This window comes from Brevundimonas sp. AC546 (assembly GCF_979258305.1).
In genome coordinates, this window is record NZ_OZ409849.1 from 1,818,819 (window position 1) to 1,834,938 (window position 16,120).

The window sequence follows — 16,120 nt, forward strand, 5'->3', positions numbered from 1 at the left end:
TAGGGCTGGAGCCCGGCGGGCAGAAGGGAATTCGATCCACAATCTCCAACAGCGCGCGAACGCCCAAGATGGTTCGTCGCCCCGCCCATTTCAACGCGGCGCCGAATTCGCCTCTGCAAACCTCGCCTTAAAGCCTTGCGCGCCAGGGTGGCGCCATGGCCGGTCCGATCCACTACGAAGTCTATGTCCGCAAGAGCGCGCCGTCCGCGTGGACCCTGCTGATCGCCACCGAAGACCGCAAACACGCCCTCGAGACCGCCGAAGACCAGTTGAACGACCGCCTCGCCGTCGCCTCGCGCGTCACCAAGGAGACGCTGGACCCCGACACGATGGAGTTCAGCTCCCTGACCATCCTGACCCTGGGCGCGCCGGAAGAGAAGAAGAAGAAGGTCGCCGACCCGACCCTCCGCCCGGCCTGCAGCGGCCCGGCAGAGTTCTATTCCCCCCACGCCCGCGCCCTGATCGGCCGGGTGCTGGAGGATTGGCTGAAGCGCGAGGGCGTCACCGCCTTCGAACTGCTGCACCGCCCGGACGTGGCCGAACGGCTCGAGGCCTCAGGCGTCGAGCTTCAGCACGCCATCCAGAAGGTCGCCGTCCCCGAAAGCCAGGCCACGAGCCAGGACGTCCACGGTGTCGTACGCCATTATCAGAAGCTGGTCGAACAGGGCATGGCCCGCCTGCGCAAGGCCGGCCGCGACGGGCGTTTCCCCGCCCTTGAAGACCGCTCCATCGCCGACCTGGCGCACCGTCTGGCCGGCGCCTCCGACCGCGCCTTCAGCATGGGCGGCGTCATCGCCGGCGCCCTGAAGGACAGACGCGGCGCGCGAGAGCGGCTGGGCGCGCTGATGGATCTGATGGACGCGGCCCCGGCCGACGGACCACCCCGCGCATTGGTCGTCGTCGCCGTCGAACAAATCGTCGCCGAGATGCTGGCGGTGCGCACCAATCTGACGGAGATCCTCGGCCCGTCGCTGGATCAGGGCGCCAATCTGGCGGCCATCGTGCGGATGGTCGCGCCGGACGAGATGGACGGGCTGTTGCGCATGGACCCGCGCCTGGCCTTGATGATGCCCGACGTGGACGGTCCGGCGGCGCGCCTGGGCGTGCATCTGGCGGCCGGCGACTTCCCGCTGCTGGCGGCGTCCCTGGCCCGTCTGGTGACGCGCGAATTGACCAGCCCGCGCCGGCTTCGTCCCGCCGACCCGGTGGGCGAGATCGACATCCTGCGGCTTCTGGCCATGGCCCTGACCGCCTCGGCGGGTCGCCTGCTGACGCTGGAAGAGGTTCAGACCGCCTTCGTCGAACGCTCAAAGAGCCTGGTCACGGCCGATTTCGTCGGCGCCTACGTCAACCCCTGCCCCACGGTTTTAGCCGAGGCCGAGCAGCTGACCCGGCTGTGCGAGAACGTCACAGGCGGCGCCAACAAGCGCGCCGCCGCCCGCTGGCTCAGCGCCTGTGTCGGTTCGCTGCGGTTCGAGACCGAGATGCGTCAGGCCGTGCCCGGCGGCCCCAGCGCGTCGCAGAAACTGGCGACCCTGGCGCGGTTGCAACGTTCGGTCCGCGCCGCTCATCTGGGCGAACACGACCAGGCCCAGATCGCCGAAACCATCGGCGCGGTCGGCGCCAATCTGGAGGCCGACGCCAATCTGGTCGCCCAGATCGTCCGCGCCCAGGTCTCCGCGCCCCAGAAGCTGGCGGCCCTGCTGAAACTCGCCGTGGGCGAAGCCGGCCCCTTGGGGCCCGCAGCCGACCGCGCCCGGTCCGAGGCTGTCAAGCTGCTGCGAGCCCCGGAAGTCCGCATCGCCCTGTCCGCCGCGCCCGAAAGCGTCGCCGCCCTGAAGGGCCTGATGCAGGCGGCAGGTCTCGCCGCATAGTCTCTCCCCCAACCCGTCACCCTCGGGCTCGTCCCGAGGGCCTACGGCAAGTTCGGACACGGAAGGTCAGGGTTACCCACCGCCCGTTTGAACCCTCATGCAAAGCGCGATCGATGGTGAGCCCGAGGGTGACGGCATTGGGGCTGCTTAGTCGAAGATGTCGAAAATGCTGTCGCGCTTCTTTTTCTTGTAGCGATAGTCGTCATCGCGATGCCGGTCGTCGCGCTTGTAGCCCCGGTCGTCGCGATAGGGCTGCGGCGCGGCGCCTCCCCACGGCTGGGGCTGAACCGGCGGCGGGGCATAGGCCTGGGGCGCGGGCGCGACAGGCGCAGAGGCCCGGCCTTCCTCGACGGCGGCGGCCATCAGTTTTTCCAGCTCGCCGCGATCCAGCCACACGCCACGGCAGTCAGGACACATGTCGAACTGGACGCCGTTACGCTCCAGCGTCTGCATGGCGGCATTGTCGTTGGGGCACATCAGAAGAGGCATTTCGGGCTCCGGTCGAAGGATCAGGATCGGGTGGTCGATACGACAGGCCAGGAGGGGAGAAAGTCCCACCGCATCGACGCACCCGTGCGGTCCGACATCGCGTCGCACAGCCCGGCGCAAGGAAGGGGGAACGCCAGACCGCAACGACGCCAGAGGGGCCCGTTCCGCTCCCTAAAGCTAGGCGCCGCCCGGCCCCGCCGCCATGCGTCGCGGGGCCGCAGGCACGACCTTTGATGGGGTTTGGCGGCCAGCCATCGCATCTGCGGCGACGAACCGACGCGTTTTCAGGACGTTGAGCCCCAGCAGCGACAATCGACCAGCCAGGATGTCGGGTTGGGTTATGGTCCCCGCCCGGTCTTTGACATCGCTGATCCGTGCTGGAAACTTGGACTCGTTGGACTGTTTTTTTTCGGAGTCCAACATCCGACGATTCAGACCGTCTGAATTGACGAGCTAGGAATTTACAATCGAAACAAGGCTTTGGTTTGGAAAATGCACTGATTGCACCCTGTTTTGTCGCCGCCGGAGTCTGAAACCTGCCCGCCTAGCAGACCTGGCCGGCCGCCCAGCCCGACGACCAGGCCCATTGGAAATTATAGCCGCCCAACCAGCCGGTCACGTCCACCGCCTCGCCGATGAAATACAGCCCCGGCACGGCCTTCGCCTGCATCGTCTGCTGGTCCAGCGCGGCCGTATCGACTCCGCCCAATGTGACCTCTGCGGTCCGGTAACCCTCCGACCCGACCGGCTTGACGGCCCAGGCGTTGACCGCCTGATCCAGTCGCCGCAGCACCTTGTCCGACAGGTCCGCCAGATTGCCCGACGCGCCCTCGCGAACGCACAGGCTTTCGGCCAGACGACGCGGCACGATATGGCCCAGCGCCGTATGCACGGCTTGGCGCCCGTTCGACGCCTTGGCCGCCTTCAGTTCCTCGAACACGTCGCGGCCCGGCGCCATACTGGCCACCACCGCCTCGCCCTCGCGCCAATAGGAGCTGATCTGCAGAATGGCCGGGCCGCTCAGGCCCCGGTGGGTGAACAGCATGGCCTCGTTGAAGCTGGCCTTGCGGGCCTTGTCCGTCGGCGCAGAGGCCACGCGCGCCTCGACCGCCACGCCCGCCAGCGGGACCAAGGTCTCCAACAGCCCCGCCTCGAACGTCAGCGGCGCCAGCGCCGGCCGCGTCTCGGTGACGCGAATGTCGAACTGGCGCGCCACATCATAAGCCCAGCCGGTCGCCCCCATCTTGGGGATCGACTTGCCGCCCGTGGCCACGATCAGCGACGCCGCCGCGATCTGCGATCCGTCCGACAAGGTCGCCGACCAGCCGTCGCCCGAGCGCGCGATCCGCTCGACGCCGGTCTTCATGTTCAGGGTCGCATCCGCCGCCGCCATGTCGTCCGTCAGCATACGGACGATCTGCTTGGCGCTGTCGTCGCAGAACAGCTGCCCCAGCGTCTTCTCGTGCCAGGCGATCCCGGCCTTGTCGATCCGCTTGATGAAGTCGTGCTGGGTGTAACGGCGCAGGGCCGAGGTTGCGAACCGGGGGTTCTCGCCCAGGAAGTTCGCCGGCCCGCAGCCCAGATTGGTGAAGTTGCAGCGCCCGCCGCCCGAGATGCGGATCTTCTCGCCCGGCCGGTCGGCATGATCGACGACCAGCACCCGGCGCCCGCGCCGCCCCGCCTCGATCGCAGCCATCATCCCGGCCGCGCCTGCCCCCACGACGAGGACGTCGAACGACGCCCTCGTCATGACAGGCCCCTCGGTTCGAGGGTCTTAGTAACGATAGTGATCCGTCTTGAACGGGCCTTCGACCGGCACGTTGATATAGTCGGCCTGGTCCTTGGTCAGGACAGTCAGCTTGGCGCCCAGCTTGGCCAGGTGCAGCATGGCGACCTTCTCGTCCAGGTGCTTGGGCAGGGTATAGACCTTGTTGTCGTAGGCCTTGGCGTTGGTCCACAGCTCGATCTGGGCCAGGGTCTGGTTGGTGAAGGACGCCGACATCACGAACGAGGGGTGACCCGTCGCATTGCCCAGGTTCACCAGACGGCCTTCCGACAGCAGGATGATCTTCTTGCCGTCCGGGAACTCGATGTGGTGGACCTGCGGCTTGATCTCGTCCCACTTGAAGTTCTTCAGGCCGGCGACCTGAATCTCCGAGTCGAAGTGACCGATGTTGCAGACGATGGCGTTGTTCTTCATCTGCCGCATGTGCTCGACGGTGATGACGTCCTTGTTGCCGGTCGTGGTCACATAGATGTCGGCGCGGCCGGCGCTGTCGTCCAGCGTCTGGACCTCATAGCCTTCCATCGCGGCCTGCAGGGCGCAGATCGGATCGATCTCGGTCACGATCACGCGGGCGCCGCCCTGGCGCAGCGAAGCGGCCGAGCCCTTGCCCACGTCGCCATAGCCGCAGACCACGGCGACCTTGCCCGACAGCATGACGTCGGTGCCGCGACGGATCGCATCGACCAGCGATTCACGGCAGCCGTACAGGTTGTCGAACTTGGACTTGGTGACGCTGTCGTTGACGTTGATGGCGGGGAAGGGCAGCTCGCCCTTTTCGGCCATCTGATACAGGCGGTGAACGCCCGTGGTCGTCTCTTCCGACACGCCGCCGATGGCGTCGCGGATGGCCGAATAGAAGCCGGGCTTCTCGGCGATGTAGCGCTTCATCACCGCGAACAGGGCTTCTTCTTCCTCGTTCTGCGGGTTGGCCAGGACCGAGATGTCCTTCTCGGCCTTGGGGCCCAGCACGGTCAGCAGGGTCGCGTCGCCGCCGTCGTCCAGGATCAGGTTCGGATAGCCGCCATCGGCCCATTCGAAGATCTTGTGCGCGTAGTCCCAGTATTCTTCCAGCGTCTCGCCCTTGGTGGCGAACACCGGCGTGCCGGCCGCGGCGATGGCGGCGGCGGCGTGATCCTGGGTCGAGAAGATGTTGCACGAGGCCCAGCGCACATCGGCGCCCAGGGCTTCCAGCGTCTGGATCAGGACTGCCGTCTGGATGGTCATGTGCAGGCTGCCGGCGATGCGGGCGCCCTTCAGCGGCTGATCCTTGCCGAACTCCTCGCGCAGAGCCATCAGGCCCGGCATTTCGGTCTCGGCGATCTCGATTTCCTTGTTGCCCCAATCGGCCAGGGTGATGTCGCGAACGATGTAGTCGGTCATGTCAGGGCTCCGAGCCGCAAAAAGGTTTGGGGCCTCATAGCCCGAGCGGATCAAAGGAGCAAGAAACCCATAAAGATATCCTTATACGATCAGGCTGCACGGCGGCGTTAACGCCTCGAAAACCCACACTCCGTATGGGGACATGGCCCAGACGGGGCGTCCGGCTAGTGCGCTTACCAAGGATCCAATCATGTCCGACACGTCGATCCAGCAACGGACGGCCTTCGCCGGTCTATCGGCGCCTTCGCCGGCCTATCGCGCCATGCAGGACATCCTTCGCACCGCGACGCCGGCCGCTCTGGACGCCTTCTATGACCGGATCCGCGCCACGCCCGAAACACGCAGCTTCTTCCGCGACGAGACCCACATCGGACGCGCCAAGTCCGCGCAGATCGGCCATTGGGACGCCATCATCGAGGGCCGGATCGACGCCGACTACGGCCGCGCCGTGACCACCATCGGCCAGACCCACGCTCGCATCGGCTTGGAGCCGCGCTGGTATATCGGCGGCTACGGCCTGCTGCTGGCCGAGCTGGTCAAGGCGGTGGCGCTGCGGCCGCGCAAGACCTTCGCCGGCGCCGCCCATGAGCGCCAGACCGGCGAGGCCCTCGCCGAACTGACGCAGCGCGCCATGCTGGACATGGACCTGGCCATTTCCATCTATCTCGAAGCCCTGGAAGCCGAGCGGGATCGCGCCGCCGCCGCCAAGGCCGAGGCTGATGCACGCCAGGCTGAGGTGGTGGCGGCCTTGGGACAGGCCCTGAAGACCCTGGCCGGCGGCGACCTCAGCATCGCCATCGAAAGCGACTTCCCCCAGGAATATCGGACCCTGAAAGACGACTTCAACACCGCCGCCGCCAGCCTGCGCAGCGCCTTCGGCGCCGTCGCCGAAAGCGCCGAGGCGGTGCGGACCGGCTCGGACGAACTGGCCAACGCCTCGGACGACCTGTCCAACCGCACCGAGCGCCAGGCCGCCGGACTTGAGCGGACCGCAGCCACCACCGAAGAAATCGCCGCCGGAGTTGAACAGACCGCCAAGGGCGCCCAGAACACCGCCCAGGCCGTCGCCGCCGTCCGCCGCGACGTCGAGAACGGCGGCGCCGTCGTCGGCGAAACGACCCAGGCCATGACCGCCATCCAGGAGTCGTCGGTCGAAATCGCCCGCTTCACCTCCCTGATCGACGAGATCGCCTTCCAGACCAATCTCTTGGCCCTGAACGCCGGGGTCGAGGCGGCCCGTGCGGGCGAGGCCGGTCGCGGCTTCGCCGTCGTCGCGTCCGAAGTGCGCGCTCTGGCCCAGCGCTCAGCCGAGGCGTCGGGCGAAATCCGCACCCTGATCGCCACCTCGGCCGCCCAGGTCGCGCGAGGCGTGGACCTGGTCGAACGCGCCGGCCAAGCCCTGGACCGGATCGGCGAACGGGTCGCGGCCGTGGACGACCTCGCCAACGACATGGCCTCGGCCTCGCGGCATCAGGCCGATCGCCTGTCAGAGGTTCGCCAGGCGCTGGGACAGCTGGACGAGATCACCCAGCAGAACGCCGCCATGACCGAACAGGCCACCGCCGCCAGCCGGCAGTTGGCCGGCGAAGCCGAGACCCTGGCGCGTCAGATCGCCGACTTCCGCTTCGAGCCCGCGGCGCACGACGTCCACTCCCCCCACCGTCGTGCGGCGTGAGGCTTTCTTAAGCGGTCGGGGTTAGGGTCGCCCTCATGGAACGCCGCGCCCTTCTCGGTCTCGCCGTCGTCGCGACGGCCGCCGCCTCATCCACTGCTCGCGCCTCGTCGAGCGGCGGCGGGGCTGCGTCCGCCGACAGCTATTTCCGCCTGCCGGTCATCACCGCCTCGATCATCCAGGCCAGCGGCCGTCGCGGGGTCCTGACCATCGAGACGGGGATCGATGTGCCCGACGCCGCCCTTCGCACCCGCGCCCAGCAGTCCGCGCCGCGTCTGCGCGCCGCCTACAACACCGCCGCCCAGCGCTTCGCCAATGGCCTGCGCCCTGGCTCCGTGCCCAATATCGACCAGCTGTCGGCCGAGCTTCAGGCGGCGACCAACGCCACTCTGGGCCGGCCCGGCGCCCGCGTGCTGCTCGGCACGGTGATGGCGACCTGAGGGCTTACAAGAAAGAATAGGGGTCCACGTCCACTGTCACACGGACCGAGCTTGGCGCCTTCACCCGCGCCAGCCAGGCCCGCAGAAAGGCCTGGATGTTCACGTCCCTGTCGGCCCGCACCAGCAGCCGCTTGCGCCGTCGTCCCCGCACCAGGGCCAGGGGCGCGTCGGCGGGGCCATAGACCTCCAGCCGCTCGGCGTTGGGGATGGCCTGGGCCAGGTCGTTGGCCGTCTTCTCCACCGCGGCCGCATTCTCGCTGGACAGGATGATCGCCGCCAGCCGCCCATAGGGCGGCAGGGACGCCGCCTCGCGCTCCGCCATCTCCGCCTCGACGAAGGCGTCGCGGTCGCCCGCCGCCAGCGCCATCAGCACCGGATGTTCGGGCGTCCAGGTCTGTAGCAGCGCCCGCCCCGGCCGATCCGCCCGGCCCGCCCGACCGGTGGCCTGGGCCAGCAGCTGATAGGTCCGCTCGGCCGCCCGCAGGTCTCCGCCACGCAAGCCCAGGTCCGCATCCACCACCCCGACCAGGGTCAGGCGCGGGAAGTTGTGCCCTTTGGCCGCCGCCTGGGTGGCGACCAGAATGTCGATCTCGCCGTCGGTCATCCGCTGGATCAGGGCGCGCGCCGACCGGGCGTCGGGCGCGGTGTCCGAGCTGAACACCGCCGTCCGCGCCTCGGGGAACAGCTGGCGCACTTCCTCCTCGACCCGCTCCACCCCCGGCCCGACCGAAACCAGCGAGTCCTCGGCCCCGCACGACGGACACAGCTTGGGGCGCGCCATGGAGAAACCGGTCAGGTGACAGACCAGCCGGCCGGTATAGCGATGCTCGACCAGCCAGCTGTCGGTATCCGGCGCCGTCAGCCGATGCCCGCAGGCGCGGCACAGGACGACGGGGGCGTACCCGCGTCGGTTCAGGAACAGCAGGGTCTGCTCACCCCGCAGCAAGGTCTCGCCGATGGCCAGACGCAGCGGTTGCGACAGCCAGGTCTGGGGATCGGGCGTGTTCTGGCGCAGGTCCAGCAAGGCGATGTCCGGCATGACCGCCGTCCCGTGCCGCGCGCCCAGCTTCAGCCAGTCGTAGCGCCCGCTCTGGGCGTTCCACAGCGTTTCCAGCGACGGCGTCGCCGAGGCCAGGACCACCGCCGCCCCCTCGATCCGCGCCCGCGCCACCGCCAGGTCGCGGCCGTGATAGACCAGCCCCTCCTCCTGCTTGAACGAGCCGTCGTGCTCCTCGTCCACCACGATCAGGCGCAGATTGACGAAAGGCAGGAACAGGGCCGACCGCGCCCCGACCACGATGTTGCAGCGGCCGGCGACCACCGCCTCCCACACCTGACGACGGCGCGGCGGGGCGACGCCGGAATGCCATTCCGCCGGGGCCGCGCCGAACCGGGTCGTGATCCGCTCGATCAGGGCCTGGGTCAGGGCGATCTCGGGCAGCAGGATCAGGACCTGCGCCGCCGGATCGGCGCGCAGCACTCGCGCGATAGCCTCCAGATAGGCCTCGGTCTTGCCCGAGCCCGTCACCCCGTCCAGCAGGAAGGGACGAAACCCGCCGCCGGTGACGCCGTCCGCCAGGGCTGTCGCCGCCGCCGCCTGATCCCCGTTCAGCGATGCGGGTGCATGGTCGGGATCGGGTCGGTCGAACGCCGCCTCGGCCGCGATCTCGATGATCTCCAGCACGCCTTCGTCGATCAGTCCCTTGACCACGCCCGACGACACGCCCGCCGCGCGCGCCAGATCGGCGCCCGCCATGGACCGCTCGCCCAGGGCCTCCAGCACGCCCGTCCGCGCCGGCGTAGCCCGCGACGGCGCCCGCTCGCCGACCCGCCGCACCCGGCGTTCCGGTCGGGGACGCGGCGCGCGAAGGCCCTTCAGCGCCGTCGCCGCCATCTCGCCGGGAGGCGACAGGGTCCAGCGCCCGGCCCATTCGACGAAATCCACGACGCGCGACGGCAGGGCCGGATCGTCCAGCAGACTGTCCACCGCCTTCAGACGCCGGTTCGATCCGGTCGTCTCGAACACCTCGGACACGATGCCCCGCATCAGGCGCGGGCCCAGCGGCACGGCGACCTGATCGCCGCGCGCCAAGGTAAGCGCCTCGGGAACCTCGTAATCGAAGGCTTCCGGCACCGGCAGGGGAATGAGGACCGAGGCGACTTTCACCGAACTTCGCCCTCGGCTATGAAGCCGCCCATGAAACTCTTTCTCGATACCGCCGACGTCGCCGTCATCAAGGACATGGTCCCCACCGGAATGGTGGACGGCGTCACCACCAATCCGTCGCTGATCGCCAAGTCGGGTCGGAACATCGCCGAGGTCATCGCCGAAATCTGCGCCCTGGTCGAGGGGCCGATTTCCGCCGAGGCCGTCTCGCTCGATTTCGAGACCATGGTCAAGGAGGGCGACAAGCTCGCCGCCATCGCCCCGAACGTGGTCGTGAAACTGCCCCTGACATGGGATGGCCTGCGCGCCTGCCGCGTCTTCACCGACAAGGGGATCAAAACCAACGTCACCCTGTGCTTCTCGGCAGCCCAGGCGCTGCTGGCCGCCAAGGCCGGCGCCACCTTCGTCTCGCCCTTCGTCGGCCGTCTGGAAGACAACGGCGCCGACGGCATCGGCCTGCTGGAAGAAATCCGCGTCCTGTATGACGTCCACGGTTTCGACACCCAGATCCTGGCCGCGTCGTTGCGCAATGTCGCCCATGTGGCCGCCGCCGCCGTCGCCGGATCGGACGCCGCCACCTTCGGCGCCGACACCTTCAAGGCGCTGGTGAACCACCCGTTAACCGACAAGGGTCTTGATGCCTTCGTGGCGGACTGGGCCAAGACCGGTCAATCTATCCTGTAGCATTCACGTCCCGGAGAGGTCTGTTTGAGCGGCTCATTGGACCTTTTCGAAACGTCGGAATCGGACGCAACGCCTCACGTGGGCGACGGCCTGCATTGGCCCGACGTGCGCGGCTGGCTTCAGACCCATCCCCAGACGCTGCTGGACGACCGGTCCCTGCTGGAAGAGATCGGCTTGCGCCCGCACGGCCGCAACGTGGTCGAGTTCGGCGCCGCCGCCCTGACGCGGCTAGAGGCCGTGGTCGAGCGCGAGACCGGCGCCCGGCGCGAGATCGAACTGATCGCGCGCGCCAACTTCGCCGCCCAGACCCAGACGCACGTCGCGACCCTGGACCTGATGGAGGCCAAGAACCATTCCGACCTGGCCCGACGCCTGGATGCGGCGGCGCAGGGGCGGTTCGGGTTGGCCGGCGCCGCCATCGCCTTGGAAAAGCCCGGCGGCGTGCCGTTCGGCTGGCGCGCGCTGGAAGAGGGCGACGTCGACAACCTGCTGGGCGAACATGGCTTGACCTGGCTCGGTTCTATGATCCCGGGGCTGAATTTCTTCGGCGCGACCGAGGATCAGGTGAAGTCCATCGCCCTGGTCCGCATGGCCCCGCACCTGACGCCCGGCGGACCGCCGCGCCCCTGCATCTGCGCCTTCGGCTCGCCCGAGCCCGAAGGCTTCACCCCTAACATGGGCTGCGAGCTGGCCGCCTTCCTGGCGCGGGTGACGGAGCGGATGGCCGAGCGATGGCCCGTTCTGAACTGACCGCCGCCCAATCGTTCACCGTCACCCTCGGGTTCGACCCGAGGGCCGGATGCGCCGTCGCAAATGCGAGCGGGTTTGCGCACGGCCCCTGCCGTTCGTCACGCACGACGCCCGATCGTCGGGTCAAGCCCGAGGATGACGGAAGGGGAATGGGCCAATGACCGCCCCCGACGCTCTGCGCGCCTGGCTGGACCATCTGGCGCACGAGCGTCGGCTGTCGCCGCGCACGTTGGAGGCTTATGGCCATATCGGCCGGCTCTATGTGGCCTTCCTCGAACGCCATCGCGGCGAGACCCTGTCGCTGAAGGACATGGGCACGATCACCGCCGCCGAGGTCCGCGCCCACATGGCCGAACGCCGGTCAGGTGACCATCCGCTGGCGGCGCGGTCGCTGAGCCAGAGCCTGTCGGCCATTCGCGGATTTCATGCCTTCCTCGACCGGCGGCTGGACACGCCCGCCCCGCAACTGGCCCTGGTGCGCGGCCCCAAGGTCAAGCCATCCCTGCCCCGCCCGGTGACCGAGGATCAGGCGCGCGGCCTGCTGGCCGAGCCGGACGCCGATCCCGACGCCGAACCGTGGGAGGCCGCGCGTGATCGCGCGGTCCTGACCCTGCTCTACGGCTGCGGCCTGCGGATCTCCGAGGCCATGTCCCTGACCCGTTCCGACGCGCCGCTGGGCGAGACCCTGCGCATCGTCGGCAAGGGGTCCAAGACCCGGATCGCCCCCATCCTGCCCGCCGTGCGCGCGACGGTGGACGCCTATCTGGCCCTGCTGCCCTTCCCGCTCCAGCCCACCGACGCCCTGTTCCGCGCCCGACGCGGCGGCCCCCTCAGCCCCCGTCACGTGCAGGCCTCGGTCCAGCGGCTGCGCGGCCGGCTGGGCCTGCCCGAACGCACCACGCCCCATGCCCTGCGCCACAGTTTCGCGACCCATCTGCTGGGCGCCGGCGCCGACCTGCGTTCGATCCAGGAACTGCTGGGCCACGCCAGTCTGTCGACGACCCAGAAATACACCGGCGTCGATGCCGATAGACTTTTGAATGCCTATGCGGCCGCCCATCCTCGCGCCTAAAAAGGCCGGATGACCATCGACATCCTGGCCATCGGCCTGCCCGCCCTCGCCGACAAGATGCTGACCCAGCGCGCGCCCGACCTCGGTTGGAGCCTGCACCGCCCCGGCCCCGACGGCCTGGCGCCGCCCGAGGTCGCCGAGCGGATCGTCGGCGTCGCCGCCTCGGGCGCCGCGACCGTGGACGCCCGGCTGATCGACGCCCTGCCCGCGCTGAAGATCGTCTCGGTCCACGCCGTCGGCTATGACCTGACCGATATCGCCCATGCCCGATCGCACGGCGTGATCGTGACCCATACGCCCGATGTCCTGAACGAAGATGTCGCCGATCTGGCCCTGCTGCTGGCCTTGGGGACCTTGCGCCGCCTGCCGGCCATGGACGCCTATGTCCGCGCCGGACGCTGGACCTCGGACGGGCCGCCGCCGTTGTCGCGCAGCGCCACGGGCCTGCGCTACGGCCTGCTGGGCCTTGGTCGGATCGGTCAGGCCATCGCGCGCCGGCTGGAGCCCTTCGCCGCAAACATCGCCTATCACACCCGCAATCCGGTCGCGGATGCGCCGTGGCGGCATGTGCCGAACCTGGTCGATCTGGCGACGCAGGTCGATGTGCTGATCGTGATCGTGCCGGGCGGCGCCGCGACGCGCGGCCTTGTCTCGGCCGAGGTGATGGAGGCCCTGGGTCCGACCGGCGTGCTGATCAATGTCGCGCGCGGCGAGGTGGTGGATCAGGACGCCCTGGTCGCCGCACTGATCTCGGGCCGGCTGGGCGGCGCGGGCCTGGATGTGTTCGCCGACGAGCCAAACGTGCCCCAGGCCCTGATCGACAGCGACCGCTGCGTCCTGACGCCCCACGTAGCATCCGCCACCGTCGAGACCCGCAACGCCATGGCCGAGCTGATGATGGCCAACCTGGAGGCCGTCCTGGCGGACAAGCCGCCGGTTACGCCTGTTCCCGAATGAACTTTATCTACCGGGCGCCGGCAGGGCTTGTCGCGAGGCCGCATCCGCGCCTGGCTCCGCCAGATTTCGCTCCACCGCCCTTTGGTCGGGAACCGCGTAGCTGATCGGCAGGGGGCAGTTGTTCTGATCGCGCCGATCCAGCAGCAGATAGCGCCGCACCTGACCGTCATCCAGCGAGCGATCCAGCGACAAACCGGCCCGGTTGCCGCGCCCTTGCCGCGCCTGGAGCAGAGGATCGGCGCAACGCGCCATCGCCTGATCCACCACAGGCGCGATCCGCACAATGGCGTGATCGACCGCCGGGGCCGGATGGACCATGGCCGAACTGTTCGAAAGAGCCAGCACCAAGATCAACATCGCATCCCTCCAAGGATCGAGCCCGACAATATTCCCGCAACCTCGGATTGGCCAGATCGTCTTGCGTCGGGCGTCCTTCAGGCAACCTGTGACCGCGACAGGACGACAAGAAAACGTCTCATGCCCTTCGCCGAAAGCGCCTAACGTGGATCACCTTGGCGGAGGCATGAGGAGGACGTGCGGGTGCGCCTTTCAGTCGGTGAACGGACGATCTCCACCGCGTCGCGGCGCGAGACGCTGAGCCTGCTGGCGGCTGTCCCGTTTCTTTCCGCCCAGACCGCTCCCCCGTCCGAGCCGCCGTCCGATCAGATCCGGCTTTTGCAAAACCTGCTGACGCGGATGGGCGTTGGGGTGCGTCTGAACGGCGGCGCCCAGCAGGTGTTCGTCATCGATACCGGCGCCGAACGCAGCGCGCTTTCGGCCGAGCTGGCGCAGGCTCTGGCGCTGCCGCCCGGCCGCCCGGTCGTGGTGCATGGCATCACCGCGGCCGAGGTCACGCCGACCGTCGAAATCGCACAGATCGAGATCGGACGGCGGCGTTTCGCCGACCTGACCCTGCCGGTCTTCCCCCGCGCCGCCCTGGGCGCCGACGGCCTGTTGGGGCTGGACCTGCTGTCGCGCTTTCGCCTGACGCTGGATGTCAACGCCCGCCAGGTCGCCCTTTCGCCCTCGGGCTCGACCAGCATCGCCCTGACGACCAGCGTCGACGGCACGCGGCTTCGCCAGCAGGACGTCCTCGTCGCCGGCCATCGCGGTCGGTTCGGCCAACTGATCCTGACCCGGATCGACGTGGCGGGTGTCGAGGTCGCCGCCTTCATCGACAGCGGCGCCCAATACTCGATCGGCAATCTGGCGCTGATGCGGGCGGCCGGGATCGGCCAGACCACCGACCCGTCGCGGCCCGTGCGCATGGTCGGCATCGTCGGCGGCGCAGTGACGGCGCAGTCGGGGACGGCGCTGGCCGTACAGGTGGCGGGGCGGTCGCTGGGACCGACCCCGCTGCTGTTCGCCGACCTGCATGTGTTTCAGGTCATGGACCTGATCGACAAGCCGGCCCTGTTGCTGGGCGCCGACATCCTCAGCCGGTTCAGCCGGATCACCCTGGATTACGGCCGCAGCCGCGTGGCCTTCGGCGGCGTGCTGCGCAGACGCCCTTCAGCCGCCGGCGCGGTCAGATCGCCTTGATCGCCCCGCCGTCCAGCCGGATCAGCGAGCCAGTGACATAGGCCGCCAGCGGACTGGCCAGGAAGGCGGCGGTGGCGCCGAACTCCTCGGTCGTGCCGATGCGGCCGACGGGGATGGACTTGACGGACTCGGCCCGCGCCTCCTGCGGCGTGACGCCGGTGCGTTCCGCCGCCGCCTGGTCCAGCCGTTCGATGCGCGGCGTGTCGATCCGCCCCGGCAACAGGGTGTTGACCGTCACCCCGTCGGGTCCGACCTCGTTGGCCAGCGTCTTGGCCCAGGCCGCGACCGAGGCCCGCAGGGTGTTGGACACGCCCAGCGCCGCCGACGGCTCCACCACCGTGATCGAGGCGACGTTCAGGATCCGCCCCCAGCCGGCGGCCCGCATGCGTGGCAACACCCGGTCCGTCAGGCGAAAGATCGACAGCACCATCGATTCGAAATGATCGCGCCACACCGCCGGCTCCAGACCCGACACCCCCGACGGCGGCGGCCCGCCCGTGTTGTTCAGCAGGATCTCGATATGACCGCCCAGCAGCTCCTCAGCGAGGTCCGCCGCCTTCAGCAGCGCCGCGTGATCCGCCAGGTCCGCCGTGACCACGACCGCCTTGCCCGGCCCGGCCGCATTCAACGCATCCGCCACGGCCTGAAGCTTTTCCGCATCGCGCGACAACAGGGCGACATGCGCCCCCTCGGCGACCAGGGCGGTCGCCACGGCGCGACCCAGGCCGGATGATCCGCCACAGATCAGGGCGCGCTTGCGGTCCAGTTTCAGGTCCATGGTCGATCTCCGGCTTCGATTTCCAACCCCGCATATCGGACGCCTGCTCGCCCGACGCAACGCGGCGTTAACCGACGCGGCGCACCTTCATGTCGAAGCGGCCGCCATCAGCCGCCAGGACAGGCCGGGGAGGGCTCGCCCATGTCGACCAAAATGACGTCGAGCATCCGCCGCCACAGCGATCATTTCGAGCCGCAGGACGCCGATCCCCAGGAACAGCGCCGCCTGCGCGGCCAGCTGGAACAGATCGACTACGCCGCCTACGTGGCCAACAAGGAGGTGATCGGTCAGGCCCTGACCGGCGTCGACGCCGCGTCCCTGCAGAAGCTGGCGGTCATGACCGCCACGGCCCGCGCCAAATGGGTGGCCGAATCCCTGCGCCTGGCCCACTCCGGCTCGGCCGTCACCGCCGACCAGGTCGCCCGCCTGACCGCCGCCCGCACCGCCTACGACGAACTCGCCGAAGCCTACGAGGCCCTGCGCCGCATCATTGAACGCGGGTATATCGCGCTGCGGTGAAGCGCTTTCA

General features: G+C 68.9%; 15 protein-coding genes. 9 read left to right on the forward strand and 6 right to left on the reverse strand.

What is annotated here, in order from left to right; genetic code table 11:
• The first annotated feature begins 155 nt into the window (after nt 1-155).
• Nucleotides 156-1,874: a hypothetical protein gene (locus tag ACZZZD_RS09045; protein ID WP_463434408.1), complete on the forward strand. Its 1,719-nt coding sequence runs from the start codon at nt 156-158 to the stop codon at nt 1,872-1,874.
• A gap of 147 nt (nt 1,875-2,021) precedes the next feature.
• Here the strand turns inward: ACZZZD_RS09045 and ACZZZD_RS09050 are convergent, their stop codons facing one another.
• The 3 genes from ACZZZD_RS09050 to ahcY all read right to left on the reverse strand — a co-directional run bounded on the left by ACZZZD_RS09050 (nt 2,022) and on the right by ahcY (nt 5,529).
• Nucleotides 2,022-2,363: a TFIIB-type zinc ribbon-containing protein gene (locus ACZZZD_RS09050; protein WP_463434410.1), complete on the reverse strand. Its 342-nt coding sequence runs from the start codon at nt 2,361-2,363 to the stop codon at nt 2,022-2,024.
• A 544-nt stretch (nt 2,364-2,907) separates the two neighbouring features.
• Nucleotides 2,908-4,113, reverse strand: coding sequence for a BaiN/RdsA family NAD(P)/FAD-dependent oxidoreductase (locus ACZZZD_RS09055; protein ID WP_463434412.1), 1,206 nt, complete (start codon nt 4,111-4,113; stop codon nt 2,908-2,910).
• Between the two features lie 24 nt (nt 4,114-4,137).
• On the reverse strand, nt 4,138-5,529 hold the full coding sequence (gene ahcY, locus ACZZZD_RS09060) for an adenosylhomocysteinase (protein ID WP_159848563.1): 1,392 nt from the start codon (nt 5,527-5,529) through the stop codon (nt 4,138-4,140).
• Between the two features lie 190 nt (nt 5,530-5,719).
• On the opposite strand from ahcY, the gene ACZZZD_RS09065 reads away from it, so the two are divergent.
• Together ACZZZD_RS09065 and ACZZZD_RS09070 are read left to right on the forward strand one after the other, a co-directional pair.
• The gene (locus tag ACZZZD_RS09065) at nt 5,720-7,204 is read left to right on the forward strand and encodes a methyl-accepting chemotaxis protein (protein ID WP_463434414.1); all 1,485 of its coding nucleotides are present in this window, start codon (nt 5,720-5,722) and stop codon (nt 7,202-7,204) included.
• Between the two features lie 35 nt (nt 7,205-7,239).
• Complete coding sequence (locus ACZZZD_RS09070) at nt 7,240-7,641, forward strand: Tat pathway signal protein (RefSeq protein WP_463434416.1); 402 nt, start codon at nt 7,240-7,242, stop codon at nt 7,639-7,641.
• Nucleotides 7,642-7,645: 4 nt separating this feature from the next.
• Here ACZZZD_RS09070 and ACZZZD_RS09075 read toward each other — a convergent pair whose 3' ends face one another.
• Nucleotides 7,646-9,808 (reverse strand): primosomal protein N', encoded by a 2,163-nt coding sequence (locus tag ACZZZD_RS09075; RefSeq protein ID WP_463434418.1) that lies wholly within the window; start codon nt 9,806-9,808, stop codon nt 7,646-7,648.
• A 30-nt stretch (nt 9,809-9,838) separates the two neighbouring features.
• Between ACZZZD_RS09075 and fsa the strand changes: the two genes are divergently transcribed.
• The 4 genes from fsa (at nt 9,839) to ACZZZD_RS09095 (ending at nt 13,271) form a co-directional block, all read left to right on the forward strand.
• Nucleotides 9,839-10,492: a fructose-6-phosphate aldolase gene (gene fsa / locus ACZZZD_RS09080; protein WP_284876490.1), complete on the forward strand. Its 654-nt coding sequence runs from the start codon at nt 9,839-9,841 to the stop codon at nt 10,490-10,492.
• 36 nt (nt 10,493-10,528) lie between these two features.
• Entirely contained in the window at nt 10,529-11,242 is a 714-nt protein-coding gene (locus tag ACZZZD_RS09085) for a DUF484 family protein (RefSeq protein WP_463434421.1), read from the forward strand.
• A gap of 157 nt (nt 11,243-11,399) precedes the next feature.
• Nucleotides 11,400-12,314: a tyrosine recombinase XerC gene (locus tag ACZZZD_RS09090; protein ID WP_463434423.1), complete on the forward strand. Its 915-nt coding sequence runs from the start codon at nt 11,400-11,402 to the stop codon at nt 12,312-12,314.
• A 9-nt stretch (nt 12,315-12,323) separates the two neighbouring features.
• The gene (locus ACZZZD_RS09095) at nt 12,324-13,271 is read left to right on the forward strand and encodes an NAD(P)-dependent oxidoreductase (protein WP_463434425.1); all 948 of its coding nucleotides are present in this window, start codon (nt 12,324-12,326) and stop codon (nt 13,269-13,271) included.
• A gap of 3 nt (nt 13,272-13,274) precedes the next feature.
• Here ACZZZD_RS09095 and ACZZZD_RS09100 read toward each other — a convergent pair whose 3' ends face one another.
• Complete coding sequence (locus tag ACZZZD_RS09100) at nt 13,275-13,628, reverse strand: hypothetical protein (RefSeq protein ID WP_463434426.1); 354 nt, start codon at nt 13,626-13,628, stop codon at nt 13,275-13,277.
• Nucleotides 13,629-13,811: 183 nt separating this feature from the next.
• Here ACZZZD_RS09100 and ACZZZD_RS09105 point away from each other — a divergent pair, with 183 nt between their 5' ends.
• On the forward strand, nt 13,812-14,813 hold the full coding sequence (locus tag ACZZZD_RS09105; protein WP_463434428.1) for a retroviral-like aspartic protease family protein: 1,002 nt from the start codon (nt 13,812-13,814) through the stop codon (nt 14,811-14,813).
• Here the strand turns inward: ACZZZD_RS09105 and ACZZZD_RS09110 are convergent.
• Complete coding sequence (locus tag ACZZZD_RS09110) at nt 14,800-15,591, reverse strand: SDR family oxidoreductase (protein WP_463434430.1); 792 nt, start codon at nt 15,589-15,591, stop codon at nt 14,800-14,802. The genes ACZZZD_RS09105 and ACZZZD_RS09110 overlap by 14 nt on opposite strands.
• Nucleotides 15,592-15,732: 141 nt before the next feature.
• Here ACZZZD_RS09110 and ACZZZD_RS09115 point away from each other — a divergent pair, with 141 nt between their 5' ends.
• Nucleotides 15,733-16,110, forward strand: a complete 378-nt coding sequence (locus ACZZZD_RS09115; RefSeq protein WP_463434432.1) for a hypothetical protein — start codon at nt 15,733-15,735, stop codon at nt 16,108-16,110.
• Nucleotides 16,111-16,120 lie beyond the last annotated feature (10 nt).

Excerpts from the sequence above, each read along its gene's own strand:
- ACZZZD_RS09065 (WP_463434414.1), top strand. The coding sequence starts at position 5,720 with ATGTCCGACACGTCGATCCAGCAACGGACGGCCTTCGCCGGTCTATCG.
- ACZZZD_RS09045 (WP_463434408.1), top strand. The coding sequence starts at position 156 with ATGGCCGGTCCGATCCACTACGAAGTCTATGTCCGCAAGAGCGCGCCG.
- ahcY (WP_159848563.1), bottom strand. The coding sequence starts at position 5,529 with ATGACCGACTACATCGTTCGCGACATCACCCTGGCCGATTGGGGCAAC.
- ACZZZD_RS09090 (WP_463434423.1), top strand. The coding sequence starts at position 11,400 with ATGACCGCCCCCGACGCTCTGCGCGCCTGGCTGGACCATCTGGCGCAC.
- ACZZZD_RS09100 (WP_463434426.1), bottom strand. The coding sequence starts at position 13,628 with ATGTTGATCTTGGTGCTGGCTCTTTCGAACAGTTCGGCCATGGTCCAT.
- ACZZZD_RS09110 (WP_463434430.1), bottom strand. The coding sequence starts at position 15,591 with ATGGACCTGAAACTGGACCGCAAGCGCGCCCTGATCTGTGGCGGATCA.
- ACZZZD_RS09050 (WP_463434410.1), bottom strand. The coding sequence starts at position 2,363 with ATGCCTCTTCTGATGTGCCCCAACGACAATGCCGCCATGCAGACGCTG.
- ACZZZD_RS09055 (WP_463434412.1), bottom strand. The coding sequence starts at position 4,113 with ATGACGAGGGCGTCGTTCGACGTCCTCGTCGTGGGGGCAGGCGCGGCC.
- ACZZZD_RS09070 (WP_463434416.1), top strand. The coding sequence starts at position 7,240 with ATGGAACGCCGCGCCCTTCTCGGTCTCGCCGTCGTCGCGACGGCCGCC.
- ACZZZD_RS09115 (WP_463434432.1), top strand. The coding sequence starts at position 15,733 with ATGTCGACCAAAATGACGTCGAGCATCCGCCGCCACAGCGATCATTTC.
- ACZZZD_RS09095 (WP_463434425.1), top strand. The coding sequence starts at position 12,324 with ATGACCATCGACATCCTGGCCATCGGCCTGCCCGCCCTCGCCGACAAG.
- fsa (WP_284876490.1), top strand. The coding sequence starts at position 9,839 with ATGAAACTCTTTCTCGATACCGCCGACGTCGCCGTCATCAAGGACATG.